The following is a 25,663-nucleotide window of genomic DNA, read 5'->3' on the forward strand; positions in this document are numbered from 1 at the left end:
CATGCGCAACCCACTGCATAAGAGGTTCCCCCGCGAGCTTCGGAATAACATAGGCAAATACCTGGGCATGTTCCTGATGATGACGTTTGCCGTGGCGTTCACGTTGGGGTTCATGATGGCCGCCAACAGCATCGTCGTCATTGGCGACGGGATGCGCGATGCGTACGTCATCGAAGACGGGCACTTCGTCGTCGACTTCGAAGCCGACGACGACTCCATTTCCGATGTGGAGGCTCTGGGATGCACGGTGTACCAGGACTTCTACAACAATGTGTCGATGTCGCTTCCCGAAACGGCTTCAGGCCAGCTTACCGACCTGACCGTACGCCTATATCAGAACCGCACCCAGGTGAACCTGGCGTCGTATGCGCAGGGGTGCGAGCCCACCCAGGCGAACGAGATTGCGCTCGACCGCGTGTTCTGCGCCAACCACGACCTTTCCGTGGGCGATTCGGTTACGGTGAATGGGCAGGAGTTCGTAATTTGCGGCATCATGACGCTGCCCGATTACCAGGCCCTTTTCGAGAAGAACTCGAACTTCATCTTCAACGCCATCACGTTTAGCGTTGCCCAGGTGACGCCCGAAGCCTATGAGGCTATTGGGTCGGCGGGGCAGACGTTCAACTACTCGTTCGTGATGAACGATCGCTCCCTCGATAAGCCCGCGCGCGTGGACATCGAGGAGGAGATGATGAAGACGCTCTCGAGTGATGGCGAGACGCTTTCCGACTTCATCGATTACGAGGACAACCAGGGTATTGGCTACGCCACCGACGATGCCGCTCACGACCAGGTTATGTGGATGGTGCTCGTTATCATCTTGGTGGTCATCATGGCGTTCGTGTTCGTGGTGCTCACGGGTGCCACCATCGAAGCGGAAAGCGCGGTCATCGGCACGCTGCTGGCAAGCGGATGGCGCAAGGGCGAGTTGCTCCGCCATTATCTTGCTCTGCCCGTTATCTGCGGTTTTGTTGCGTGTTCGTTGGGGCTTGTGCTGGGTATCACCGTCATGGAAGAGCCCATGGCTGGGCTGTACTACAACAGTTACAGCTTGCCGCCATATCACCTTATCTGGAGCTGGCGCATCGTCTTCCTTACGACAATCGTGCCGTTCCTGCTCCTTTCCGGCATTACGTTGTTTGGCCTGATGCGGAAGCTGGGAAATACGCCCTTACAGTTCCTCAGGCGCGAAGTGGCGCACAAGTCGCGCCGCCATAGCCTGCGCCTGCCGGATGGGCTGACGTATCCTACGCGATTCCGCCTGCGCGTGCTCATTCGCAACCTTTCGCACTTCATTACGCTCTTCGCGGGCATTTTGTTCGCGAGCCTGCTTCTTCTGTTCGGCACGTGCATGTTGCCCGTGGTGCAGAATTACGCCAGCCAGATGCGCGACAACGTTGCCGCACAATATGAGTACGTGCTGAAGACGCCGCTCGAGCTGCAGGGAACGAGTTCCGACCGTGCCGCGTATGCTGCGGCGGAGGACATCGCGTACAGCGACAATGCGCTCGATGGCTTTGGTGATTACGGCTACTTCAGCGATATGATTCGCGCCATGTCCGTAGACGAGGACGCCACGCCTGTGAATACGCTTGAGAATTCCAGCGAGGCGATTGCCCAGGCCGAGAAGTTCGCCATGGCCACGGTCGAGATTGAGCGTGCGTTCGGCGGCGAGAGCGAAGAGGTCACCATCTACGGCATCCAGCCTGATTCGGCTTACTGGCAGGGCTTGGACATTGGCGATGGGAAGATCGTGGCCACCAAGGGCCTTGCCGAGAAGACGAAGCTCGAAGTGGGGCAGAGCGTGAGCGCGTACGATGCGCGCGAGGGCGAAGCGTACGACTTGCGTATCACGAGTGCCACCGAGAGCGAAACCGATATGTCCCTCTATATGAGCATCGACGACTTCAACCAGCTCTTTGGCAATGACGCCGACTACTTCAATGCGTATGCGAGCAACGAACCCCTCCAGATTGACGAGCGCTTCGTGGCGAGCGTCATAACGCCCGATGAGATGGATAAGATCGCCGATCAGCTCGTTGACTCCATGGGCAGCATCATGCAGATGATGATGGCCGTGGCGGTGCCGGTGTATCTCATCTTGGTATATCTGCTCACCAAAACGGTTATCGACCGCAGTGCCCGCAGCATTTCGTACATGAAGGTGTTCGGCTATCGGGCGCGCGAGGTGAATGGGCTCTACATTCGTCCTATCACGTATGTCGTATTGGGGTCGCTCGTGCTTTCCATGCCCATCATTGTGAGCATGCTCACGGCTCTCATGAAGGTTGTGTTCATGAGCTATTCGGGCAATTTCCCCTTGGTGATCCCTGCGAGCAATTACGTCTTGCTGCTCGTCGTTGGCGTGGTGGCGTACGCGTTCGTGGCGTTCCTGCATGTGCGCAGGGTGAAGCGCGTGCCATTGGAATTGGCCATGAAGATTTCCGAATAGCCTGCCTGCAGACAAAAGAAAGGAGGGCTCGGCATGGCCGGGCCCTCCTGCGTGTGGCGGTGATGGAGCTACAGCCCCTCGACTTCCATGCGGCGCTCGAGCGCTTCGGCGTGGATGCTGTAGCGCAGAGCGATTTCTTTTGCCACCTTACCTTCTTTCACCAGGGCGAACAGGCTCTGGTCCATGGTGCGCATTCCTTCGTTCTGCGAGCTGGCGATGACCGAGTCAATCTGGTAGGTCTTCTGCTCGCGGATGAGGTTGCGGATGGCGGTGTTCGTGTGCATGATCTCGAACGCGGGCAGCGTGCCGCCGTCGAGTGAGGGTACGAGCTGCTGGCAGACGATTGCCTGCAGCACCAGCGAAAGCTGGATGCGAATCTGATGCTGCTGCGACGCGGGGAAGGCGTCGATGATGCGGTCGACGGTGCCCGACGCGCTGGTGGTATGCAGCGTGCTGAAGATGAGCTGGGCCATTTCGGCGGCCGTCATGGCCGTGCCGATGGTTTCGTAGTCGCGCATCTCGCCCAGCAGCATGACATCGGGGGCTTCGCGCATGGCCGAACGGAGCGCTTCGCCGTACGTGGCAATGTCGGTGGGCACTTCGCGTTGCGTAACGATGCAAGTGCCGTGCTTGTGCACGTATTCGATGGGGTCTTCCATGGTGATGATGTGCCCCATGCGCTGGTGGTTCATGCGGTCGATGATGCAGGCCAGCGTGGTGGACTTGCCGGAGCCTGCGGGGCCCGTTACCAGCACCAGGCCCTTCGAAAGGTCGGCGAGCGAAAGCACGTCTTCGGGAATGTTGAAGTCTTCAGGCTTGGGCAGGCCGAAGGGGATGACGCGGATGATGGCGGAAAGCGAGCCGCGCTGACGGAAGATGTTCGCGCGGAAGCGGCCCACGCCCGGGATGGCAAACGAGAAGTCCTCGTCGTGGTTGTTGTTCTGGGTGAACAGGTTGATGTCGCGATTCGCCAGATGGTAGATGGACTCCACGATGGCCCGCGTGTCCGCAGGGCGCAGCGGCTCGGTGTCGCTGCGTACCTGGCGACCGCTCACCTGGAACGATATGGGCAGGCCAGCTACCACGAAGATGTCGGAGGCCCTCGCCTCGATCATGCGCTGTAAGAGTTCCTCAAGTTCCATCGCTGCTCCTTCTAGTTCGAGGCGCCCGACCATAGGGTGTCGTCTTCGGCATTGTTGACTACGGCCGCCATGTTCCATTTGGTTATGTCGTACGTGCGGTTGCTGCGAATGTTCAATTCGACGTTGAGCGTGCGTCCGTCTTCGCACGAGAACTGCGCCGAAACGGTGGTTCCCGATACGCTGGCGGTTGCTTCCACGTTTTCGCTAGAGGCTGCGCGCGCTGCTTCAAGTGAGTTGCTCAGCTGGGCATTCACCTGCTGCGCAAGCTCGGTGGATGTGGTTGCCTGCGAAGCGGAAAGCGTTGCGTCCACGTGCGCTAAGAACGTTTGCGCGCAGACTTCTTCGGCATATGCCTGGGAAGTTGCATCTGCCTGGCGCTGGGCCAGGGTATTCGACGCGTTCGCGGTGGTAAGCGTGAGCACGGCCAGCACCGCCAGGCTGATGATGGCGATGTAGGTGATGAGCGAAAGCGGGCCAATGTGCAGTTTGCGCCTGGTGGAGGTCATCGTTCCACCCCGCTTACGTATCGTGCGGTGGAGATGCTGTACACCTGGCTATCGCTGTTGGAAACGACGATGTTGGCGTTGTACAGCGTTCCGCCGGTTTCCTGCGTTTGGGTGACGCTGCAGGTGACGGTAAGGTCGTCGTGTGTGGTCTTGGCGGCTACCGACGTGGGGTCGGCGGAAAATTGCTCGGCGGTATCGGTGGCCAGCACAACGGCCTGCTCAAGCTGGGCTGCCTGTTGCGATGTGGTGGTGGCGTGGGCGAACAGCTGCGTGAACACGGCAAGCGCGCCAATAAGGAACACAAGCAGGATGATGGCCTCTACGGTGAACGCCGCATGAGAAAACGAGGTGGCTTTGGTACGTGCTGCGCGGCGCTCCATTACGCGCTCCCTTGTTCGCTGCGCAGGGCAACATGCGATGTGCCCTGGTCGGTGGTGATGGAAAGCACGCCGTTCTCGTACGAGAATTCGAAGACGCTAGACGCGAGGAGCTCGGTTGCCTTTTCGGGGGTGTATGCCGCGTTGGCAAGGGCGTATTCCTGGACGATGGAGCCATGGTACAGGTAGATGCGCGTTTCGTACGTGCCGGAATCGATGCGCTCCACCAGCACGAGCGCCTTGCCTTCGGGGCCGTCGGCGCTGGCCACGGCATCGGCGGCATCGGTCGAGCGCACCAGGTTCGAGATGAGCGAAAGGCCCAGCTTCGCGTCGACGGAGTTTGCCTGCGTGTTCGCAACGTTGCGGTATACCGTAACGCCCGAGCTAAGCGCCACGAGCAGGATCACGAAGAAGAACACCAGCAGGATGCCCAAGAACATGCCTTGGGACTTGTTGCCGCGACGCGCGGGGCGCATGGCGGTCATGGCGTCGAGGACGTTTGTGCTTTCCGGCATCATCGGGGCACCACCACCACGCTGGGCAGTACGTTGTCCGCGAACCATTCGTAGGTGACTACGTAGTCGTTATGGTTGATGGTCAGGCCATATGCGTCTTCCAGATGGGAAAGCGACGAAGGATACGAGCCCTCTACCGCGCAACATTCCTTGGCGGAGTTCAGGATGGCGTTGCGCAGCGAAGCCGCGGCTTGGGTGCGCGCGTTCTGCTGAGCTAGCTGCACGCTGAACGCCACGAGAGCGGCTAGGATAACGACAATCGCTACCGCCACGATGCGGTGGATGCGTCGCTTCCGAAGGCTTGCGTATGTCTGCTCGTGATACATGGCGCGTTGCTATCCTATGGATCCCATGATGCCGATAAGGGGCAGCATGACGGCAACGAGCGTTGCGCCTACGGCCAGCGTGAGCAGTGCGGCCAGGATGGGTTCAACGCGGTCGATGACCTTGTCGACCTGCGCCACGGTGTCTTCGAAGAACATCTGCGACAGGCGCCCGAGTACGCTATCGATGCTGCCCGAGTGGCTGCCCACGGTGAGCATGCGCGCGTAGAGCGGTTCGAAGATGTCGTTTTCGGCGATGGCCTGGGCAAGGCTGCGCGGGTTATCGGTGCTGATCATGGTGTTGCGTGCGGCCTTCAACTTCTTGCGCAGGGTTACGTGGTCTACCGTTTCGATGGCGCGCTGCATGGCGTCTTCGTTGTTGGTGCCCGACGCGATATAGGTGGAAAGGGCCACCGTGAAGCGCGAGAGCGCAAGCTGGTACATGGCCTGGCGCGTGGAGGGGAAGCCTTCGAACAGGCTCAGGACTCGCTGGCGGCCGGCTTCGGTGCGGCTGGCGATGACCAGCGCTATTGCCGCAAGGGCGCATACCGCGGTAACTCCCAGAGCGGCCCAGCCGATGGTGATGGACAGGCTTACCGCGCCGAAGGACCCTGCGGTGAGCGAGCCAGACATGTTCTGGTATACGTCCACGAACACGGGCAGGATAACTGCCACGGTGAACCCAAGGATGATGGCCATGATGGAAAGGAGCGCTGCAGGGTACGCGACGCTCGATTGTAGCTTCGCGAACATGCGATGCTCTTCGTCGTAGTACAGATCGAGGCTGCGCAGCACGCGTTCCAGACGACCCGCATGCTCGCCCGTGCGCACCATGTCGAGCGCATAGCGGGGGAATGCCCCCGCTTCCTCCATGGCATCGGAGAGCGTCTTGCCGGAGATGAGCCCTACGTATACTTGGTCGCACACGGTTTTGAAGTGCGATTCTTCGCGGTTTTCGGCGAGCATGAGCACTGCTTCGTCGGTTTGGATGCCCGCCGCGATCATGGTGGCGATGCTGCCGAAGAAGGCGCTGAGCGCGCTGCTTTCGAGCAATGATTGGGCCATGGTTACTCCTCTGCCGTGGAGCCTGATGTGCGTGTGCCGTACTGCTTGGGGCGTTGCCCCTGGCAGGCTGCCGTATTTTCGTGTGCTCCGCAACAACTTTTCATTTTAGTATACCTTTCGCGTATCGCTAATACGTGTAGCGAACCGTATAGTTTTTACCGTCTCCCACCTGGCTTACGTTCCCCGACGAGGCGGCAAACGTAAGGTCCACGCGCGACCACGTGTTGCGGCTGACGCTAAACTCGCCGCACTTCCATACGCCGTCTATGTAGACCATGATCCAGGCATGGTAGATGTCGTCGGGCGAAACGTAGCCCGTGATGATTTGGCAGGGTATTCCCTGGCTGCGCAGCATGGCGCATCCCAGGGAAGCGTAATCGAAGCATATGCCCGTGCCGCTGGCGAGGGTGTCGTCGGGGTTGGGAATGTAGCCCGTCGCCGTTTTGAGGGTATCGGCCTTGCTGGTGTCGTACGTGATGTTGTTGATGACGTATTCGCAGATGGCCTGCACGGCCTCGCCTTGGTTGCTGGCCTGTGCCGTAAGGCTGCGCGCAACGCTCACGCATTCGCTGCTCTCACTGTAGTCGCAGTATACGTTGGGTTGCAGGAAGGGGCTGAACTCGCTGTTGAGGGAGACGTTCTCTTGCGTGGAGGCGATTTCCACGTAGTTCTGCCCGCTCGTGTTCTGCATGACGCGAAAGCTGTACTCCCCATCTCCCATGTTGATGGGGCAGTAGATGGGCGAACCGTCGGAGGGCAGATCGTAGTTGTAGCTCATATCGCCCTTGGTGACCTGGAATTTCAGGCGCGATGAATTGGTTCCCTTGGCGGCAACGTAACCGTTCGAGGCTTGGGACGTGTCGATGGATGCGCCGTTGGAGCTAATCGCAGCGTCGTCGTTGAACGCCTGGGCTTCGATGGCGGCGGGTGCGTTCAGGGGGCTTCCCGAGGTTTCGCTGCTGGGATTGCCCTTTCCCGACTCGCCGCCAGAGCATGCCGCCAGAGCGACGCAGAGCACTGCGCACGCGAGAGCGATGATCCATGTGTGCTTGGCCATATTCACGGCTTGCTGTCTCCGTCGTTTGGTAACCGAACATCCCGTAATGCCCAGCGTCTTATCATTATAGTTTAGTATGCGCTATCATATTCAAGTGGTCGGATAGGGGGTCCGGCATAGGGTTTCCCACGTACAGTACGGAATAGGGTATGCGCAGTCGCATCAAACATTTTCTTGGGATGGAATCGCACGGTCGTGACGTCCTGGCGTTCTTTACGCGTTCCAATGCCAGCGTGGGGTACTATGCGGGCATTATGCTCGCCATTGCGTGGTTGGCGGTACTCGGCACGAGGTTGCTGGGGTTTGAAGCCCTTCCCTTTTCCGTCGCCGGTGTTGGCGTCCCGTTGCTCATGCTTGCATGCAATGTGTCCGTCGTTATTATTTCCCGGTGCTACCTCAATGCGCGCATAAGCCGCAAGGCCTTCCAGTCCGTGCTTGTCGCGTACATGTTCGTGAGCGTGTTGGCGAGCGGTCTCGCTTCTCTGCTTGACTTTGTTTCCGGTGGTCAGGTCGTTATCTTTTTGCTTCAGGTGGCGTTTTGCACCTGCTTGTTCGTGGAGCCTCCCATTGGCGCGTTGCTGCTCACTTCCGTAACGTTCGTCACGATGAGCGTGGCCGTGTGCCTCCTGGGCGACGGGACTTTCGAGATGTACACCGTCATGGTTGTGTCCTGGCTGGCCATTATGTCCGTGAGCGTGGGAAGATACCGACAAGCGCTTGCGGCTGCGCATCGCGAGAGCGAGTTGCGGTCTCTCTCCACGCGCGACGAGCTTACGGGGCTGCCGAATCGCCGCGCGTTGCGTATGAACTTCTCTCACTATCTTAATGAGCCCATCATCGTGGTCATGGCCGACCTCGATGACTTCAAGTACGTGAATGACGCCTGCGGTCACACGGCTGGCGATGCCATCCTCGAGCAATTCGCCCATGTAATTACCGGGGTTTTCCCCGGTGACGACATCTATCGCTATGGTGGCGACGAGTTTCTCGCCTTGCTTGCCATATCGGAAGAGGAGCTGCTCGAACGTTCGGAGGAGCTGCGCGCCGCCCTGCTTGCCGTGAAGGAGCCGAGGGTGCGCGCCACGGGCTACAAGATGGCCAATACCGCTGGTTACGTGTGTGGTGTTGCTCGAAACGAAAAAGAGCTGCGCCATATGATTACGTTGGCCGACGAGAATCTGCTTCGCGCGAAGCAACGGGGCAAGGACATCATTATTGGCTCCAAGTTCAGCTCCTCGGAAGACGAGGCGAGTTTGGGTGAATCGTTGCTGCACGATCGCGGAGTCGACGAGCTCACGGGTATGCCAACGCGTTCGTCCTTCCGTCGCCAGGCGCGCGAGCTCATCGATCGGGCGAACAAAGCCGAGCGCGTTGCGTATATCGTGCATTTCGATATCGAGGACTTCAAGATCTACAACAGCCAGAAAGGCTACGAGAGCGGCGACGAGCTACTGAGGCGCGTGGGTTCGCTCGTGAAATCCACGTTTACCGATGGCGTGACCTCGCATTTGTCCGACGACCATTTCGTGGTTGCGGTGATTGCCACCGACGATTTCGAACAGCGAGTTGCATCGGTGTGCGAGGGCGTGGCGAAGCTGGGGGATGGCCTGGTGGTCGTGGCGAAGGCTGGCATTTACGTGTGCCATCCGGATGATCCGCGCGTGGGCCTTTCCTTCATGGCCGACTGCGCGAAGGTTGCCTGCGATAGCGTGAAGGGCCGCTATGACGAGCTGTATCGCTACTTCGACGAGCAGATGATGGCGCGTGTGACGCGTCGTTACTATGTGGTGAACAACCTCGATAAGGCGTTGCGCGAGGGCTACATTCGCGCAAGCTATCAGCGCGTGGTTCGTACGGTTACCGGAAAGGTGTGCGGCTACGAGGCCCTTGCCAAGTGGGAAGACCCCGAATGTGGAACCATCCCCGCTTCTGAGTTCGTGCCCATTCTGGAAGATGCGCGCCTTATTCACAAGCTCGACTTGTTCATGCTCCATGCCGTATGCGAAGACCATAAGAACGTGCGTGCAGATGGCGTTGAGACGCTTCCGACTTCGGTGAACCTTTCGCGTTTGGATTTCGAGCTTTGCGATCTTCCGTCTGAGGTATCTGCTGCCATTGCTTCGTGCGGCATTTCCCCGGAACTCATCCATTTCGAGATCACCGAAAGCTCGCTGGCCGATTCCGCCGGCACGTTGAAGAGCGGTATCACGTCCCTGCGCGAATTGGGCCACGAGGTGTGGGTCGACGATTTCGGCAGTGGATTCTCGTCGCTCAATATGCTCAAGGAATACGAATTCGATGCCCTGAAGATAGACATGGAGTTCTTTCGCGTACGTGGGGGCGACGACGTTTCCGGCGAGCGCGCTCGTCGTATCGTTGCCTCTACGGTGAATATGGCGAAGAGGATTGGCATGGGCGTCATTGCCGAGGGCGTTGCAAGCGAGGAACAGCGCAGTTTCCTGTCTCGCATAGGGTGCGGCAAGATCCAGGGCGAGCTGTATGGCTTGTCGCGATACGACGATGCGGAACTGCATCATTCCGAGAACCGAAGCGAGCTGATCGAATCCGAGGCCGAGCGCGCGTATTTCGACAAGATCGACGAGCTGAACATGCTTTCCGCCAATCCGCTGGCCGATCTTGGCCACGGCCCGTTCCTCTACGGGCGCCCCATTGCCGTGGTGGAGTTCCGCGACGACGATACGATGCATTACCTGCAGGTGAACAAGCGTTTCCTGCATATGATCCAGGAAGGCGGGACTCAGAGCCTGGCCGAGTCCGAAGCGCGGTTCAATACGCCCGGTCCATTCCGAGATGAGGCAATCAAAGCGTTCAAGCAAACCGAAAAGGCTGGTGTGCAGATGCGCTATAGCCTTACGCGAGGCAACATAACGTATTGCATCGACGCTGCATTCGTGGTTCGCAGGGAAGGGGCCGCTGCTTTCCTGGCCGAAGTTCAGTGCTTCGATTCGAACGATATTACATTTGTGGAATAGCATAATCGCGCATTCGCTTGAAGTTCGCCGAGCGAATGTGCTATGTTACGCCCTTGTTGTGTCGTCGCTTTCGTACTTTAGCGTAATGGAGTACAATAGCGAAATTGACGGATGGCCTGCCCAATGGGGGAATGTACGGATACGCACACTCACATAGTCACCTATGATTCCACGCTTCGCGATGGCGAGCAGGGTGAAGGCATATCATTTTCCCTTGAAGACAAGTTGCGCATCGTCGAACGCCTCGACGCGTTTGGCATCGACGTTATCGAAGGCGGCTATCCCGCATCCAACCCGAAGGACATCGCCTTCTTTCAACGCGTGGCTTCCATGCAGCTTTCCCATGCCAAGGTGGCCGCATTTGGCTCTACCTGCCGCAAGGGTGTTGCTGCTCAGGAAGATACCGGCTTGGCCGATTTGCTGGCAAGCGGCGCGCCCATCGTGACCATCGTTGGCAAATGTCACGAAGAACAGGTAACGCGCGCATTGCGCACGACGCTTCAGGAAAACGTGCGCATGGTGCGCGATTCCGTTTCCTACCTGGTTAGCCAGGGCGTGGAAGTAGTGTTCGACGCCGAGCATTTCTTCGATGGCTACGAGGCAAATCCCGCCTATGCGTTGGAGATTTTGCGTGCGGCGAGCGAAGCGGGGGCGTCGTCTATCGACCTCTGCGAGACCAACGGCGGAAAGCTGCCCATGCAGATCTACCGCGTGGTCTCCGAGGTGACGCAGGCTCTGCCCGGACAGCGTTTCGGCATTCACTGTCACAACGATTCCGGCTGTGCGGTTGCCAACACGCTCATGGCCGTTGCCGCGGGTGCAACGCAGGTCCAGGGTACGGTGAACGGCTTCGGCGAACGCGTCGGCAACGCCGATTTGCTTACCGTCATCGCCGACCTGCAGCTGAAGATGGGCAAGCATTGCGTCGACGATCTTACCCAGCTTACGGGTGTGGCGAACTTTGTGGCCGAATGCTGCAACGTAACGCTTCCCGCGCGTACGCCCTACACGGGGCAATCCGCGTTTGCCCACAAGGGAGGCTTGCATGCCAGTGCGTTGGCGCGCTATTCCGCGGCGTATGAGCATGAAAGCCCCGAAGCGGTTGGCAACGAGCAGCGCGTGCTGGTAAGCGAGCTTGCGGGCAAGGCGTCGCTTGTCACCAAGGCGAAGTCGCTGGGGTTCGATCTGTCGGGCCAGCCCAATCTGGTTCAGGAGATTTTGGACGATGTGAAGGCACGCGAAGCCGCCGGCTATTCCTACGAAGTGGCCGATGGCTCTCTGGCGCTGCTCATCATGCGTCACTTGGGAACTTCGAAGCCACATTTCACGTTGGAGAGCTTCCGCGTTATCGTGGACGACCGCGAAGACGAAGGCGCTTTGGCAAGGGATGCGGAAAGCGAAGCGACTATCAAGATTCACGTTGGCGATGCGCGCTATGTCGCCACGGGCGAGGGCGTTGGTCCCGTTGGCGCGCTCGACAACGCATTGCGCCAGGCTATTGGCGAGTCGTACCCCGAAGTTGCGAATATCGAGCTCGTCGACTTCAAGGTGCGCATTTTGGACGAAAGCGTTGGCACGAACGCCATCACGCGCGTAACCATCACCACTTCCGATGGCACGCATACGTGGGGCACGGTCAGCGTAAGCGAGAACATTATCGAGGCGTCGTGGAATGCCCTCGTCGACTCGGTCGAATATGGTTTGACTAGGATGGGAAAGTAATGAGCGATCTGAGAAATGCCAGTGTTGAGGCCCTGCTTGAGGTTATTGCGGGCGTAAAGGATACCGATGTGGCGTATGCTCTGCTCGAGGATCTATTCACGATTCGCGAAATCAAGGAGACGTCGCAGCGTCTCGAGGTTGCCCGTATGCTCGATTCTGGCAAGCCCTACGTTGCCATCGAGGAGGCCACTGGCGCCTCCGCTACCACCATTGCGCGCGTGTCAAAGGCGCTGAACTACGGTTCAGGCGGTTACCGCCATGCCCTCGACATTCTGGAGAAGACCCGCAAGTAACGTGGGCTAGGCGCCGTAACGCTGCACGTTGCGGCTGAATGCTTCCAGAATGAGCTGCGCCCTGGTGCCTATGGGCGTGGTGTTCGTTTCCAGGAAGTGCGGAACCTCGGGGACGGCGATCTTGAATACCTCGATGCATTCCGTGGGCTCCGTGTGCGGCTCGCATGCGGGCTCGTCTTCCACGTGCACGTATACTACCTGTACCGTTTCCTCGCTCATACCGGCCGAGGAAAACCCTGGCTGGGAAAGCGGGTTTACGTGCGCACATCCCTGTTCATCGCGGGCAAGCGCATAGCCCGTTTCCTCGCTGAGCTCGCGTTCGACGGCGCTTTCCAGAGATTCCCCCGGTTCCACGAGGCCGGCGGGGAAGGCGATGCACCAGCTATTGAGCGGATAGCGAAACTCGCGTATCAAGACGAGTTCGTTGCTGCGCGTGCGTGGCACGATGCATACGGCATCGGGTGCCTGCATATGCGGGGCATCGCTGGCCATGTTGCGCAGTTCTTCCAGGTAGGCATCGTATTTCTTACGGGAGACGGCTTCGTAGGCGAATTCGCGTCCATTGGGCAGGCGATAGGTGAGCACGTATTTTTTAATCCAGCCATCGGAGACCTGGTCGACCTTGATGAGCTGGGGTGTTTCCATTTGCTGTGCTCCTGCGTTCATGGGCGCTCCCTTCTCTGTTCGTGGGTTCAGTATACGACTACATGCGGACGCGTTGATTGGCGTGACTTTCAAGCGGGCTCGCGTGGCATTGCGGCTCACGAAGGGCCCGATAGTAAAAGCCCCGGGCGGAGGTTTCTTCCGCTCGGGGCATGTTGGATTCGGCGTTGCGGGCTAGAATTCCAGGAACTTGCTTTCCGGGGCGCCGCAAATGGGGCAGCTGCCCACGCCCTTGCCCTTGTGGATATAACCGCAGCCAGGGCATACGTAGTATTTTTCGTCGGTCAGGTGATCGATGGTGTTGTAGGCGTCGATGTAGCGCTGGGCGTGATATGCCTCGGCGAGCTTTGCGCGCGTGAACACCATTTCGGCTGCCGTGTCGCCTGCTTCCTGGGCGATCTTGATGAACTGCGGATACATGTCGCTCGTTTCGAAAATCTCGCCCAAAGCAGCGTCGATGAGGTTTACGTCGGTGGAATGGACTTCCGCCTCGGGCGCTTCCGGATTCACGTAGTCGGGCTCGGCCTTGCGCACCAGGTTGCTCTCCATGGCGATGTGAATCTGCTCGGCCTTGCTTGCTGCTGCAAAGAGGCTGGCGATCTGGCCGAAGCCCTCTTCAGCGGCCTTCTTGGAATACGCCGCGTACTTGGCGCTGGCGCCCGTTTCGCCCATGACGGCGCTCTTCAGGTTTGCGAGCGTGTCGCCGGGCTGGCAGGCGGGGTTCGGAACGATGTTGAAGTTGCTGGAATTCGAAGCGTTGGGTAGTGCCATGTTGACCCTCCTTTTCCGACCTGTGGCCGGTATCTCGTAACTGGCATACACAAACTAGCACGTGCGGTATGGCTTCCGCATGGCACCAGCATACTCGTCAATTATCCGTCATGTAACGTGAAATTGCCGAAGTTAGCTGGGCTGACGAAGGGGATGAAGCTCGTTCGCAGGTCATTTGTCGTAAGGGTGACATTCTGCGTGCCGCGGGTGCGTGCGCGAGTGGAGTGCGATAATGCGAGGGTACGACAAAAGCCGCAGGGCATAGCGAAAGGAGCTTCATGGAGCGCAAGAACGCATGGAAGGCGTATTCCGAAGAAGACCTGGTCAAGGTAGAAAACCTTGCCAATTCGTATATTGATTTCATTAGCTCGTGCAAGACCGAGCGCGAGTGCGCGGCGTACGTGATGGAAACGGCGCGTGCCGCGGGCTATCGCAGCCTCGAAGAGGTGCGCGCTGCGGGTCAGGCGCTCAAGCCGGGCGACCGCGTGTACGCGAGCAACTACGACAAGTCGGTCATGCTGGTTCAAATTGGCAAGAAGCCGCTGGAAGAGGGCTTCAACATCCTGGGTGCGCATATCGACTCGCCCCGTTTGGACGTGAAGCAGAACCCCCTGTACGAGCAGAACGATTTCGCGCTGCTCGACACGCATTACTATGGCGGCGTGAAGAAGTACCAGTGGGTTACGGTGCCCCTGGCCATTCACGGTGTCGTGGTGAAGAAGGACGGCACGAAGGCGCAGGTCAATGTGGGCGAAGATGCGGCTGATCCCGCGTTCTGCGTTACCGATTTGCTCATTCATCTGGGTGCCGACCAGCTGAAGAAGGATGGCGGCCACGTGGTCGAGGGCGAAGACCTTGATGTGCTGGTTGGCGGACGTCCGCTCGTGGTGTCCGAGGAAGACGCGAAGGCCGCTCCCAAGGGTTCGGCAGAGGCCATGGCGGCAAAGGAGCCGGTCAAGGCAGCTATCGTGAAGCTCTTCCGCGAGAAGTACGGCTTCGACGAGGAAGATCTGCTTTCCGCCGAGCTCGAAGTTGTTCCCTCAGGTCGTGCGCGTAGCTGCGGCTTCGACGAGAGCATGGTGCTGGGTTATGGCCAGGACGACCGCGTGTGCAGCTACCCGAGCCTCATCGCGCAGCTTCAGGCGGGCGATTTGGATCGCACGGCCATCTGCCTGCTGGTGGACAAGGAGGAAATCGGCAGCGTGGGTGCCACGGGCATGACGAGTATGTTCTTCGAGAACACGGTGGCCGAGATCATGGCGCTTGCCGGCGAAGAGGGCGATCTGCCCCTGCGCCGCGCGCTGGCGGCTTCTAACATGCTGTCAAGCGACGTGAGCGCCGGCATCGACCCGCTGTATGCGAACGCCTTCGACGTGAAGAACGCGGGCATGCTCGGTCATGGCCTGGTGTTCAACAAGTACACGGGCGCGCGTGGCAAGAGCGGTAGCAACGATGCGAACGCCGAGTACATGGGCAAGATCCGCGGCATCATGGATGCCGGCAACGTAACGTTCCATACGTGCGAGCTGGGCAAGGTCGATCAGGGCGGTGGCGGCACCATCGCGTATATCCTGGCGAAGTACGGCATGAACGTCATCGACTGTGGCGTGCCCGTACTTTCCATGCATGCCCCGTGGGAGGTTACGAACAAGGCCGATATCTACGAGGCACTGAAGGGTTATTCCGCGTTCCTTCAGTACGCGTAGTCCCTGCTTCCATTCGCTATCTTGTGCCCTGGTTCGCTTGTGCGGGCCAGGGCTTTTTTGCGCCAGGTTACCCCTGCATGAATTGCGCGACGATTGCGCAACGATTTCGTTCAACTTTCTGCGGTTCTTTTTCCCACGCGCTGCGACTGCCGTTCCTCATCTTTGGCGTAGGAGGAAAGGAGGGTGCGTGAAACGAAGGGGAATGCTTGCGTTGTCGCTGCTGTTTGGCGTGGTATGCGCCTTGTCTGTCATGGCGTATTTGGGCATGGTGAAGGGTCAGGTTGACGATGCTCGCGCCGAGGCCATGTCGCGTTACGGAGGCGACCAGGTGGAAGTCTGCGTGGCAACGCGCGACATCGCGCCGGGCGAGAAGCTCGATGCGTCCAATGCCGAGGTGCGGCCGTGGCTTGTCGATTTGCTTCCGGAGGGTGCCGTGGGTTCGCTTGCCTCCAAGGAGGGCATGCGCCTTACGTCTTCCATTGGCAAGGGCGAGGTGGTAACCGAGCAACGCTTTTCGGGGTCGTCGGATTCCCTGGTGGTTCCTGCGGGGTATCAGGCCGTTGGCTTGGAAGTGGAAAGCGCGCAGGCGGTTGGCGGAGCGCTGAGCGTTGGCAACAACATCGACGTGTATGCCGTTTCCGGTTCGGGCGTGTCATGCATTGCGCGGGGCGTATCAGTGCTTGCTTGCGGCTCGGGCTCTGGGTCGCGGTCGTGGGTGACGCTGGCCGTTGCCGACGAAGGCGTCCAGGAAATGATCGCCGCTACCCAATCCGCTTCCCTGTACCTCACCCTGCCCGGTTCGTCATATGAGGGGAGCTCGCATGGAGCCTAGGGTTGTCTTTTGCATGGATGAAGCGTGCCTTGCCCATCCCGAAATGATGGGGCTGGGCGGCGAGCGCCTTGCGTCGCAGCCGTGGTTGAAGGTCTTTACCGATGCGCAGCAGGCACGCGATTTTGCCCGTGCGCATGCGGCGGATTGCTCTTACTGGATCGCGGGGAGCGACTCCGTCGATGCCATCAATTTGGCGGCAGCCCTGAAGCGCGATGGTGCTTCCACGGTAGCGCTCGTTTCGTTTTCTGCGAGCGGATCGCTCTATAGCCGTGCACGTGCTGCGGGCGTTACCGGCGTCATGGATGGGCCCTCTTTAGCGCGCATCTACGCTCAATGTAAGGCCCGTTTTGGGTCTGGCGTGCGCGAGTGCCCAGGCGATGCAAAACCCCAGCGCAAGCCCGCTCACGCGGCTCCAGAGAGCTTGGGAAAGGGTGATTTTGCTGGGGGAGGGGGTACCCCGTCATCTGGGGATATGCCACCCACAGCGAAAAACGAGGATTTTGGGGCGAAAACTGCGTCCGAGAAGGGTTCTCCGAAAAATGTGAGCGCAGCGGAAGCGTTTCGTTCCGAGTTTGAAGTAATACCTGGTTCTAAGGCACAAACTGCTCAGGTCGCGCGCGCTAGTTTCATGCTTGGCGTCGTGGGGGCGGGAGGGGGCATGGGAAAGAGCACCGTTTCGGTTCTCTGCGCGCTTCTTTCTGCTCGGATGGGCTATCGAACGGTGCTGGTTGATGCTGATTTGCAGTGCGGCGATGCTCACTTCCTGCTGGGGGTCGAGGACCCCATGCGCATCGACGATGCCATAGCCCATGCGGGTAAGCTCGATGGGCTTCGTACCGATGGCGGCGCGCCTGCGCTGCTCGCGGCTCCGCTGCGCCTAGAGCATGCGGAAGAGGTGGAGCCTGCGATGGTCGATTTGCTGCAGGCGCTCCGCGAGCGTTTTGATGTTGTGGTCGTAAACACGGCGCCTGCCTGGGATACGTTGCATATGCGCGTCATCGCGCTTTCGTCTGCGGTGTTCTTCGTCCTCGACCAGCGCCCTACGGCTATCCGGCTGTGCCGCCATGCGCTCGAGCTGTGCTCGCGCTGCGGCGTTGCCACCAGGTCGGTGAAGTTCCTGGTAAATCGTTGTTCTCGCTCTTCGTTGTTTAGCTCTATCGACGTCTCGTGCGCGCTTTCCGGTGCGCATGTCCTTGAAGTGGCCGATGGCGGCAGGGAGGTTGGCGAGGTTATGGGCTCGGGCCAGGCGGCCGATCTGGTGGATGCAGGTAATCCTGCATGCCGCAGCCTGGAAGCGGCGCTTCGCGAAACGTTGCCGCATGGTGCAAGCGTCGCGAATCCTGACATTGCCGATCCGAAGAGGAAGCGCGTTCGCCTTTTGGATGGTCTAAGGAGGCGGGCGGCATGTCTTTGATGGATATGGTCCGCCAGGCGGGCAACGAAAGCGTTCGATCCGGGCGGGAGGACGAGGCGGCTTCTTTTGAGCAGCTGAAGCGCAGGGTGCGCGAGATATTGCCGTCGCATGTGGTGGCGCGCATGGGCCGTGATAATCCTACGCGCGCTGAAAACGAGGTGCGACGAGCTTGCCAGCAGGTGTTTGAGGCGAACCCGTGGCTTGCGGCGGATGCGGCTGCGCGCGAGCGGCTCATGGGATCGCTCATCGATTCCCTGTTCGGGTTGGGTCCGCTCGAGCCCTATCTGGAGGATGAGACGGTAACGGAAATCATGGTGAATGGATGCTCCTCGCTGTTCATTGAGCGCTCGGGAACGTTGGAAGCGTGTGGGAGCCCCTTTTCCAGCGACGATGAGGTACGCGTGCTGATCGATCGAATTCTGGGGCCGCTTGGGCGCCGCATCGATGAGGCTTCGCCCATGGTGAATGCGCGTCTTGCTTCGGGGCATCGCGTACATGCGGTGATTCCTCCCATTGCAATCGATGGGCCTACGCTGACCATACGCAAGTTCCGTACGCACGTCATGACGATGGCGGATATGCAGGAGAGCGGCTCCTTGGAACCTTCCGTGCGTCGTTTCCTGCGAACGTGCGTTGCCCAGCGCAAGAACATTGCCGTTTCGGGTGGAACGGGAAGTGGGAAGACCACGCTGCTCAATGCGCTGTCTTGCGAAATCTTCAAGGGGGAGCGCATCGTGACGATTGAGGACTCTGCCGAATTGCGCTTTCTGGAACATCCGCACGTCGTGCGCCTGGAGGCGCGACCGGAAAGCATCGAGGGGACGGGGCTCGTATCCATTCGCGATTTGGTAATCAATGCGCTGCGCATGCGTCCCGATCGCATCATTGTGGGTGAATGCCGTGGTGGCGAGGCGCTCGATATGCTGCAGGCCATGAATACGGGGCACGATGGCTCGCTGACTACGCTGCATGCCAATTCTCCCGCCGATTGTGTTTCGCGTCTTACGACCATGGTGCGCTACGCAGTCGAGTTGCCCGTGGAGGTTATTGAATCGCAGATTGCAAGCGCAATTGACTATATCGTGCAGGTTGCGCGTAGCGCGGATGGGCGGCGCTTCCTGTGTTCGGTAAGTCAGGTGGGGCCGAAGCCCAACGGTGCGGGTTGCCTCGTTTCTCCAGTGTATACGCGTTCTTCTCCCGATATGCATGGCGTGTGGGTTGGCCAGGAGAATGCGCCTGCTAAGCGGGGGAGGGCCGCGTGATGGGCGAGAGGGAGTTGCTGGCAGCGCTTGCGATTCTCAGCGCCGGCGCTTGTGGCGTAGCGGCATGCTGGGTTGTGTTTGGGTTTGCGCGCGTGCGTATACGCTCGGGTCGCGTGCAGCGCACATCGGGTACGGGGTCGCCTTTGCGGCGCGTCTTGCGCAATGGCGTTGGCCTGCTTGGCTCGTTATCTGCCTCCGCGTTGCGCATTGGGCCATTTCGAGCGGGATGTGCGGAATGTGTTCGCGCGCTTGCGACGCGCGGATACGAGGCGTCTACCGAAAGCCTTGCTTCAATGGTGCTCGCGCTGGGTATTGCCTGCCTTGCGGGCGGTGCTGTCCTGGGTTCTGCGATCGGGGGTTTGCTTGCGTTTCTTTCCAGTTGGTATGTGGCGTGCTCAGCTGCATCGCATGTACTTTCGCAGCGTCGTGAGGCGGCCCGTGATGCATTGCCTGACGCGCTGCGGACCATGGCATCGTGTTTCGGCGTGGGGTTTACGCTGTCGCAAACGTTCCACGAGCTTGAAAGCTCGGCGCCGGAGCCTCTGAACGAAGTGTTCGGCCGGGCCAGGATGGAACTTGCAGCTGGGTCGACCGTGGCGGAAGCGCTCGATGGCATGGGCGCGTGTAGCGAGGCTCCCTCCGAACTGGCGTTCTTGGCGGTTGCCTTACGGGTGCAGCATCAGGCAGGCGGTAGCTTGCAGCATGTGCTGGAGGCGGCGCGCGAATCGTTGGAGAACGAGATTGAGATTCGACGATCGTTGCGGGTGCATACCGCCCAGGCTCGCTTGTCGGCTCGCGTCGTAGTGGGCGTTACTCTGGGGCTTCTTGCCGCATTGTCCCTGCTTTCGCGCGACTTTCTTGCGCCGTTCTTCGCGTCGCCGCTTGGCTTCGCCATGCTCATAGTGGCTGTGATTATGCAGCTTGCGGGCATCTTCGCCGTGCGTCGGATTCTGGCAGTGGAGGTGGCGTGATGACCGAAACGGTTGCCTGGGGTATTGCCTGCGTTTCCTCGGCGCTTTCGGGGGCGTGCAGTGCGTACATGCTGGCCGGGGCGTATGCCAGGCGGGCTTCTCGCAGAACGGTGCTTGCGCATGCGGCAAGCGCGTCCCCCTCGTTTTCCGCGCGCTATGTATCGGGGGTGGATGCCCTGCTTATTCGGGGCGCAATCCGTCTCTCCCATCAGGGAGGCACGTCATTCGAACGCCATCCCATCGCGCGGTGGGGAATGAGTTCGCTGCGTAGCTTGTCGTTGCATGCGGGTCTTTCATCGCAGGTGAACGAAGAGGGGCTCTGCCGGATGCGCCTGGAGGCAACGTTCGCATGCGGCATCGTGGCTTGCTTGCTGGGGTCCCTTCTTTCTCCCGAACTTGCGGTGGTCGGGTTGCTTGCCGGCATTGTCTTTGGCTGGCGTCTTTTGAACCGTGCGCTTCGGCACGAGGGCGCTTTGCGCACACGAGCGCTTGAGCGGGGCCTGTCCCAGACGCTCGAAGTCATTTGCCTGGGCCTGCGTAGTGGCATGACGTTCGACAGGGCCCTTCAGTTGTATTGCGCGTGCTTTGGCGGCGTGTTTGCCGACGAGCTCTCGCTTGCGCGCGCCGAATGGTCGTCGGGCATGAGAACGCGCGAAGAGGCCTTGCGCTTGCTTGCCGAGTCGTATGGTTCTGCGCTGTTTGCGCGTGTGGTGGACAGTGTCGTTCGGTCGCTTCGCTTTGGTTCCCCTCTTGCCGACTCCCTTGAACAATTGGCCGCCGAGGCCAGGCGCGTGCGTCGATGCGCGATAGAGGAGGTGGTTATGAAGGCGCCGGTCAAGATGATGATTCCCGTTGGAACGCTGATCTTGCCGTCGATGCTGCTGCTGGTACTTGGTCCTATTTTGCTTGACGCGATCTAGTGCGCGATGTTCGCGCAAAGAAAGGAAACGAGAATGAAAAACGTGGTTTGCGCTGTAGAGCGAGGAGCAGCTAGGGCGCTCCATCGCATGGCTTCCTACATGTATGGGCTGGCTGCCCGTTTGGCGAAGGACTGCAAGGGGCAGGGTACGACCGAGTACGCCATCCTCGTTGGGGTACTTGTCGTAATTGCGATTATCGCCATCACGCTGTTCAAGCCGAAGATTCAGGAGCTGTGGGATGCGATTGCGAGCGGCATCAACGGCCTGTAGGCGCCTGCGGGAAACGCGTGGGCAGTCGACGGTTGAATTCGCGGTGGTTATGGCGGCATTGCTGTGCATCGCAATTGGCTTGGGTGCTTTGTGGCACGTGATGAGAGATGGCCTGTTCGTGAGTCATGCCATTACGTCTGCGTCGCATAACCTTTCCGGTGCGCCAGGGTCGTGGCTCGATGTATTCGCGTACTGAGCGTGGACAATCCACGGTGGAAGCGGCTTTTCTTCTGCCTGTCCTGTTTGTGCTCATGCTCATGCTGCTGCAGCCGGGAATCATCCTGTACGACCGTTTGGTTATGCGCTCGGCCGCAGCGGAGGGGTGCAGGTTGGCGGCCACGATGTGCCAGGAAAGCACCTTTGACGAGAGCGTGTGCTGTGATGTGGTTAAGCGTCGGCTTGGAGCCGTTCCTCCCAACGATTTGTTTCACATGCACGAAGGAGCGTGCGCGTGGGATGTGCACATCGAAGGTGATGCGTCGAGCGACCGTGTGACGGTGACGATACGCAATCGCGTTCGACTTGTTCCCCTTCTTGATGCTGCGGGCGTTTTGCTGGGCATTGCCCCTGATGGCTGCTTGGACATAGAGGTTTCGGAGACGTGCGTTGCGCGCCCCGATTGGTTTGGCGGCTATGCGGATCCTTGGGAATACGAAAGGAAGTGACATGATGCGTGACGGGGCGAGTGGTGCTCGCAGGCGACCGTTCTTTTGCGATGACGGCGGGTTTTCGACGCTCGGCATGGCCCTTGCGCTTCTTATAACCATTTCGTTGGTGCTTACGTCCGCTCAGGTCTATCGCCTGTATTCCCTATCGGCGGAAACGCAGAACGTGGCTGACGCCTGTGCGCTTGCCGCGGAAAACCAGGTCGCCACGTTCTATACCGCCGCCCAGATATGCGATGCCGTTGTTCTTTCGCTCACGCTTACGAGCGTCGCCGCCTCGGGAGCGGGGTTGGTTGCCTTGTGCGTCCCCGGCGCGCAGGAAGTGGGAAGCAAGCTCATCGAGGTGGGCGAGAAGGTTATTCGCGCACGTGATTCGTTCGCCGACCAGGCCGCTCAGGGTTTGAGTGCCATCCAGGAGATTCTTCCCTTCTTGGCGGCGGCTCAGGCAATGGGCGTCGCTCGCGCCAATAGCCATGGTGAGCATGCGAATTACCTTGCGGTTGCGGTGCTTTTGCCTCAGCAGGGGTACGAGGTTACGCCGGGTGCCGACTTTGCAGATGAGGTAATGGAATACATTGGCGGGCAGGAGGAGGGGATCAAGGAAAACGCTCGGAAGGCGGAAGAGGCAGCGCGTAAGGCCAACGAAAGCAAGGAACGCGCCTTCCAGGCCGATTGTGGCGCTGCCCCGGGCTATTGCATGCAGGAGCGCGCCGATTCTCTAGCTGGTCTTTCTCCAGGCGATAACCCCCTCTATCACAGCGTGGATACGTGGTCGTTTGGCGTGGCGTTGCGGCGCGCGCAAGCGTACTATCCCGCGCGCCTTGCCCAGGAGCATCCCGAGGGCCCCTCGGTAGACGACCAGGCGAATTCGGCGCTTCGTGCACGCTTTTATGCGTATGCCTGTTCCGAAATTTCTCATGGGTATGTTCGCGAGGATGCGTCAGGTGCGTTTGATGCGTACTTTCCTCATTTGCCAGCCAATACCGACGAGATGCGCGAAACGCGGCTCTATACCGAGCAGGTCTATCCTGTTTCCCAAGATGGACAGGGTCATTTGCATATGCATGCGTGGTCTGGGTGTCCCTGCTTGGCCAAGGAAGAGGCCGTTGGCGTGAGTTCAATTCAGGTGATGGAAGCATGCGCGTACGAAACGTGTCCTGTCTGTCGATTCCATGCTTCGAGCATGGGAAATGTGGCGGCGGCTTCCACGTCGACGTCGAACGGCTTCGAGCATTACTACCGCATCGTCGAGGAGGAATCGCGGACGTATCGGGAGGCGCGGCAGGAGTACGCCCAGTATGCCGATGAGGTGCGCGAGCCCGTGCAAACGGCGTTGGGTGGGCTGGGGGAGATGATCATGGACATGGAAAACAAGTGCATATCGGTTTCGCCGCCGGGAAAGTATGGCGTGGTGGCCTTCGTTGTCGATGGCTCTTCCGTGTCCGCCGATGCGCTCATGCCCAATGGTTTCGTGGGCGGTGGAGGCTCTTTGGGGCCACGCGCTGCCCTTTCGGCGGCGACGCTGGCGAGAGAAGAGGCCAGTGGCGACCAGAGCGTTATTTCCTCTCTATTCGATGGCTGGGTCGAGCGCATGGAAGGCCCCCTGGCGGGTGTTCTCCCGCAGATGGCGAGCGCGTGGTCTCATTGCCTGCATGCGTACGCAAGGGGATATGACGAGCTGGGGCAGGGTGTGGAAGCCCTGCTGGGTGTGTTGCCTTTGGTGAGCGCAAGCGGTTTGGGGCAATGGGCATCCGGGGCGTTGGATGACGTCCTCACCGAAGTGGGGCTTCATCCCGCTGATATGGCAGCGTTGAAGCCCGTGCTCGTGAATTCGTGGCAGGTGGCGAACGAGGATGGCGGCGCATTTGCTTCGCGCCTGCTGGGCGCAAAGGAGATCGTGGCTCAGATGCCTGCGAGTGCGGCGAACCCACTCGATGCGGCCGTTCTGCTTTCGGCCTCGTATGCCGAAGAACGCATCGATGGGCTTGACGACGAGGTTCAAATTGCGTCGTTCGATATTGGCGAGGGCTCTATCCCCATAAGCATTACGCTTCCGCCGGCTTGGCGTGATGGTGCATTGGAAAGCGTGGGAGAAGCGCGTGATGCGCTGCGTTCTTTGCCGGGCGTAAGCGGAGGGAGCCCGCCATGGGGATAGCAGGTCATACGCGTAGCGAGCGGGGGCAAATGACGGTCGAGATGGCGGTCGCCATGCCCGTGCTGATAGCCGTGGCGTTGCTAGCGGTGAACGCGCTTCTGTATGTGGGCGATTGCGCGGCCTTCGATCGGCTTTCGCGCCAGGCGGTGTGCGCGTATGCAACGTCTCCTCCGTACGGGAAGACCACGCTAGCCAGCGCCGGTGATGTGGAAGCCGAGCTGCGGCGGTCTTTTTCCGCGGACAACCAGGAGGTCAATGTGAATGCTGAACAGTGTGCGGGCGGGTATGTGCGATTTAGCGCGACGTTGAAGTTCGCGCCAACCCTCTTCGGGCGTTCATTTTCAGGGCGCGTTTTTGGCGTTGAACTTCCTTCGGTGTCGCATACGGCTACGATCACGGTCGACCCCTATCGCCCTGGGGTGATCGTATGAGCGCACAGGTAAGGCGCTTGTGTCTGGCTGCATTGGCTATCGCAATCGGGGTTGCCGTTTCGTGCGTTGCTCCCTTGCTGGAAGCTTCAGACTCTGGCGATAACGGCCCATCGGCGTTTGCCGGGGAAAGCACTCTTTCTGCCGACAATGCTGCTGTGAGCGCATTTATCCAGGCGGGTGGGGATGCCCGCTGCAATCGCAATCTGCCCGAAACCGTTATGCGTGAGACGTTCAATCCAGGCGTGCTGGGGGCTTCGAAGGTTCTTTTTCGCGATGGGGTCGTGGGCCTCATGGGCGCTTGGAGTGCGGATGAAGCGTACGAGCGGGTACGCAGCTTGCTCGTTGCCAATGGCTGGGTCGACGTGAGCGGGCACGGGGAGGGGCATGAGCACGTGAGCGGCGTTACGTTCGCGAAGGCCGATGGCGCCTACCGATGGGCGTATGTCTTCTGCCAGGATTCCGGATCGAGCAGAATGGTGGTGATGGTTCTTGCGTAAGTTGCAGGATGGTTCTACTTCGCTTCGCATTGCAGCGCATTGGCGGGATCGCGTGCGTGGCTTATTGGGCACGCAGGCGTCTGGGCGGGTACTCATGCTCGTTCCCTGCCATAGCGTGCATACGTTTGGCATGAGCTATGCACTCGACATCGCGTTTGTCGGGGCGGATGGTTGCGTTTTGCAGGCATGTAGGTCGGTGCCGCCAAGGCGCATCGTCTCGTGTCGTCGGGCCGTTGCAGTGTTGGAGCGGGCCCATAGCCCTAGACGTGGGTGGTATCGCAGGGGCGATGTCGTAGAGCTGGGAAGAAAGGTTGGGTTGCAATGAAGACGTGTCCGGTGTGCCAGGCAACGTGTTTTGATGATATGGATGTGTGCTATGGGTGCATGCACCGTTTCCCCGCTGCTTCTTTGGGTAAGGAAAACCCGTCGTCGACGAAGGCGGCCGGCTCTGAATCCTCTGGCGCGCAGGACGCGCCTGCCGTGCGGCCTGGGGCTTTTGCGGTGGGCGAGGACGGCATTGCGTCGTTGCGCATCCCCTTGGGCTCTTCGGAATACGAACTGTCGGTTCAGGTGCGTCCCGTGTCTGCGTCCGCAGCGCATACGGCTGCATCGGAAAGCGCTCGGGTGGGTGCGCACGCATGAAAAACGCCCCATACGGGGC

The 25,663-nt window shown here is 59.7% G+C and carries 26 protein-coding genes; 17 read left to right on the plus strand and 9 right to left on the minus strand.

Features of this window, described 5'->3' with window-relative positions; all coding sequences use genetic code 11:
* Window position 1 precedes the first annotated feature (1 nt).
* Complete coding sequence (locus E7002_RS05330; RefSeq protein ID WP_303727820.1) at window positions 2–2,452, plus strand: ABC transporter permease; 2,451 nt, start codon at window positions 2–4, stop codon at window positions 2,450–2,452.
* 68 nt (window positions 2,453–2,520) lie between these two features.
* Here the strand turns inward: E7002_RS05330 and E7002_RS05335 are convergent, their stop codons facing one another.
* From E7002_RS05335 to E7002_RS05365, 7 genes are all read right to left on the minus strand, one after another.
* Window positions 2,521–3,594, minus strand: coding sequence for a type IV pilus twitching motility protein PilT (locus E7002_RS05335; RefSeq protein WP_303727821.1), 1,074 nt, complete (start codon window positions 3,592–3,594; stop codon window positions 2,521–2,523).
* 11 nt (window positions 3,595–3,605) lie between these two features.
* Entirely contained in the window at window positions 3,606–4,100 is a 495-nt protein-coding gene (locus tag E7002_RS05340) for a hypothetical protein (protein ID WP_303727822.1), read from the minus strand.
* Window positions 4,097–4,480, minus strand: a complete 384-nt coding sequence (locus E7002_RS05345; protein WP_303727823.1) for a hypothetical protein — start codon at window positions 4,478–4,480, stop codon at window positions 4,097–4,099. Before E7002_RS05345 ends, E7002_RS05340 begins: the two co-directional genes overlap by 4 nt.
* Window positions 4,480–4,995 (minus strand): DUF4860 domain-containing protein, encoded by a 516-nt coding sequence (locus tag E7002_RS05350; RefSeq protein ID WP_256209987.1) that lies wholly within the window; start codon window positions 4,993–4,995, stop codon window positions 4,480–4,482. The genes E7002_RS05345 and E7002_RS05350 overlap by 1 nt, the downstream gene beginning before the upstream one ends.
* Complete coding sequence (locus E7002_RS05355) at window positions 4,992–5,318, minus strand: type II secretion system protein (protein WP_303727824.1); 327 nt, start codon at window positions 5,316–5,318, stop codon at window positions 4,992–4,994. The genes E7002_RS05350 and E7002_RS05355 overlap by 4 nt, the downstream gene beginning before the upstream one ends.
* A 9-nt stretch (window positions 5,319–5,327) precedes the next feature.
* Entirely contained in the window at window positions 5,328–6,380 is a 1,053-nt protein-coding gene (locus tag E7002_RS05360; RefSeq protein WP_303727825.1) for a type II secretion system F family protein, read from the minus strand.
* A gap of 127 nt (window positions 6,381–6,507) precedes the next feature.
* Window positions 6,508–7,437, minus strand: a complete 930-nt coding sequence (locus E7002_RS05365) for a transglutaminase family protein (protein WP_303727826.1) — start codon at window positions 7,435–7,437, stop codon at window positions 6,508–6,510.
* Between the two features lie 149 nt (window positions 7,438–7,586).
* Between E7002_RS05365 and E7002_RS05370 the strand changes: the two genes are divergently transcribed.
* From E7002_RS05370 to E7002_RS05380, 3 genes are all read left to right on the plus strand, one after another.
* Window positions 7,587–10,430: an EAL domain-containing protein gene (locus E7002_RS05370; RefSeq protein ID WP_303727827.1), complete on the plus strand. Its 2,844-nt coding sequence runs from the start codon at window positions 7,587–7,589 to the stop codon at window positions 10,428–10,430.
* A gap of 123 nt (window positions 10,431–10,553) precedes the next feature.
* Window positions 10,554–12,152, plus strand: coding sequence for a citramalate synthase (cimA, locus tag E7002_RS05375; RefSeq protein ID WP_303727828.1), 1,599 nt, complete (start codon window positions 10,554–10,556; stop codon window positions 12,150–12,152).
* The gene (locus E7002_RS05380; protein ID WP_066660151.1) at window positions 12,152–12,445 is read left to right on the plus strand and encodes a YerC/YecD family TrpR-related protein; all 294 of its coding nucleotides are present in this window, start codon (window positions 12,152–12,154) and stop codon (window positions 12,443–12,445) included. The genes cimA and E7002_RS05380 overlap by 1 nt, the downstream gene beginning before the upstream one ends.
* A 6-nt stretch (window positions 12,446–12,451) precedes the next feature.
* Here E7002_RS05380 and E7002_RS05385 read toward each other — a convergent pair whose 3' ends face one another.
* Both E7002_RS05385 and E7002_RS05390 read right to left on the minus strand, forming a co-directional pair.
* Entirely contained in the window at window positions 12,452–13,111 is a 660-nt protein-coding gene (locus tag E7002_RS05385; RefSeq protein ID WP_303727829.1) for an NUDIX domain-containing protein, read from the minus strand.
* Window positions 13,112–13,282: 171 nt separating this feature from the next.
* On the minus strand, window positions 13,283–13,879 hold the full coding sequence (locus E7002_RS05390) for a rubrerythrin family protein (protein ID WP_303727830.1): 597 nt from the start codon (window positions 13,877–13,879) through the stop codon (window positions 13,283–13,285).
* 278 nt (window positions 13,880–14,157) lie between these two features.
* Between E7002_RS05390 and E7002_RS05395 the strand changes: the two genes are divergently transcribed.
* The 13 genes from E7002_RS05395 (at window position 14,158) to E7002_RS05450 (ending at window position 25,644) form a co-directional block, all read left to right on the plus strand.
* Window positions 14,158–15,585 carry an aminopeptidase gene (locus E7002_RS05395; RefSeq protein WP_303727831.1) on the plus strand — a complete coding sequence of 476 codons (1,428 nt, stop codon included), beginning with the start codon at window positions 14,158–14,160 and terminating at the stop codon, window positions 15,583–15,585.
* Window positions 15,586–15,772: 187 nt separating this feature from the next.
* Entirely contained in the window at window positions 15,773–16,417 is a 645-nt protein-coding gene (gene cpaB / locus E7002_RS05400; protein ID WP_303727832.1) for a Flp pilus assembly protein CpaB, read from the plus strand.
* Window positions 16,407–17,831 (plus strand): AAA family ATPase, encoded by a 1,425-nt coding sequence (locus E7002_RS05405; RefSeq protein ID WP_303727833.1) that lies wholly within the window; start codon window positions 16,407–16,409, stop codon window positions 17,829–17,831. The genes cpaB and E7002_RS05405 overlap by 11 nt, the downstream gene beginning before the upstream one ends.
* The gene (locus E7002_RS05410; RefSeq protein ID WP_303727834.1) at window positions 17,822–19,093 is read left to right on the plus strand and encodes a CpaF family protein; all 1,272 of its coding nucleotides are present in this window, start codon (window positions 17,822–17,824) and stop codon (window positions 19,091–19,093) included. Before E7002_RS05405 ends, E7002_RS05410 begins: the two co-directional genes overlap by 10 nt.
* 467 nt (window positions 19,094–19,560) lie before the next feature.
* Window positions 19,561–20,064 carry a type II secretion system F family protein gene (locus E7002_RS05415; protein WP_303727835.1) on the plus strand — a complete coding sequence of 168 codons (504 nt, stop codon included), beginning with the start codon at window positions 19,561–19,563 and terminating at the stop codon, window positions 20,062–20,064.
* Window positions 20,064–20,984: a type II secretion system F family protein gene (locus E7002_RS05420; protein WP_303727836.1), complete on the plus strand. Its 921-nt coding sequence runs from the start codon at window positions 20,064–20,066 to the stop codon at window positions 20,982–20,984. Before E7002_RS05415 ends, E7002_RS05420 begins: the two co-directional genes overlap by 1 nt.
* Before the next feature lie 33 nt (window positions 20,985–21,017).
* On the plus strand, window positions 21,018–21,254 hold the full coding sequence (locus E7002_RS05425) for a hypothetical protein (RefSeq protein ID WP_303727837.1): 237 nt from the start codon (window positions 21,018–21,020) through the stop codon (window positions 21,252–21,254).
* A gap of 179 nt (window positions 21,255–21,433) precedes the next feature.
* On the plus strand, window positions 21,434–21,919 hold the full coding sequence (locus E7002_RS05430) for a TadE/TadG family type IV pilus assembly protein (protein WP_303727838.1): 486 nt from the start codon (window positions 21,434–21,436) through the stop codon (window positions 21,917–21,919).
* Between the two features lies 1 nt (window position 21,920).
* Window positions 21,921–24,074, plus strand: a complete 2,154-nt coding sequence (locus E7002_RS05435) for a molybdenum cofactor biosynthesis enzyme (protein ID WP_303727839.1) — start codon at window positions 21,921–21,923, stop codon at window positions 24,072–24,074.
* Window positions 24,065–24,505 carry a hypothetical protein gene (locus E7002_RS05440; RefSeq protein WP_303727840.1) on the plus strand — a complete coding sequence of 147 codons (441 nt, stop codon included), beginning with the start codon at window positions 24,065–24,067 and terminating at the stop codon, window positions 24,503–24,505. Before E7002_RS05435 ends, E7002_RS05440 begins: the two co-directional genes overlap by 10 nt.
* Entirely contained in the window at window positions 24,502–25,002 is a 501-nt protein-coding gene (locus tag E7002_RS05445) for a hypothetical protein (protein WP_303727841.1), read from the plus strand. The genes E7002_RS05440 and E7002_RS05445 overlap by 4 nt, the downstream gene beginning before the upstream one ends.
* Window position 25,003: 1 nt before the next feature.
* Entirely contained in the window at window positions 25,004–25,327 is a 324-nt protein-coding gene (locus E7002_RS09375) for a DUF192 domain-containing protein (protein WP_369692495.1), read from the plus strand.
* The gene (locus E7002_RS05450) at window positions 25,324–25,644 is read left to right on the plus strand and encodes a hypothetical protein (protein WP_303727843.1); all 321 of its coding nucleotides are present in this window, start codon (window positions 25,324–25,326) and stop codon (window positions 25,642–25,644) included. Before E7002_RS09375 ends, E7002_RS05450 begins: the two co-directional genes overlap by 4 nt.
* Window positions 25,645–25,663: the final 19 nt, after the last annotated feature.

The sequence above is a fragment of the Denitrobacterium detoxificans genome (assembly GCF_015062615.1).
Classification (GTDB): Bacteria; Actinomycetota; Coriobacteriia; order Coriobacteriales; family Eggerthellaceae; genus Denitrobacterium; species Denitrobacterium detoxificans_A.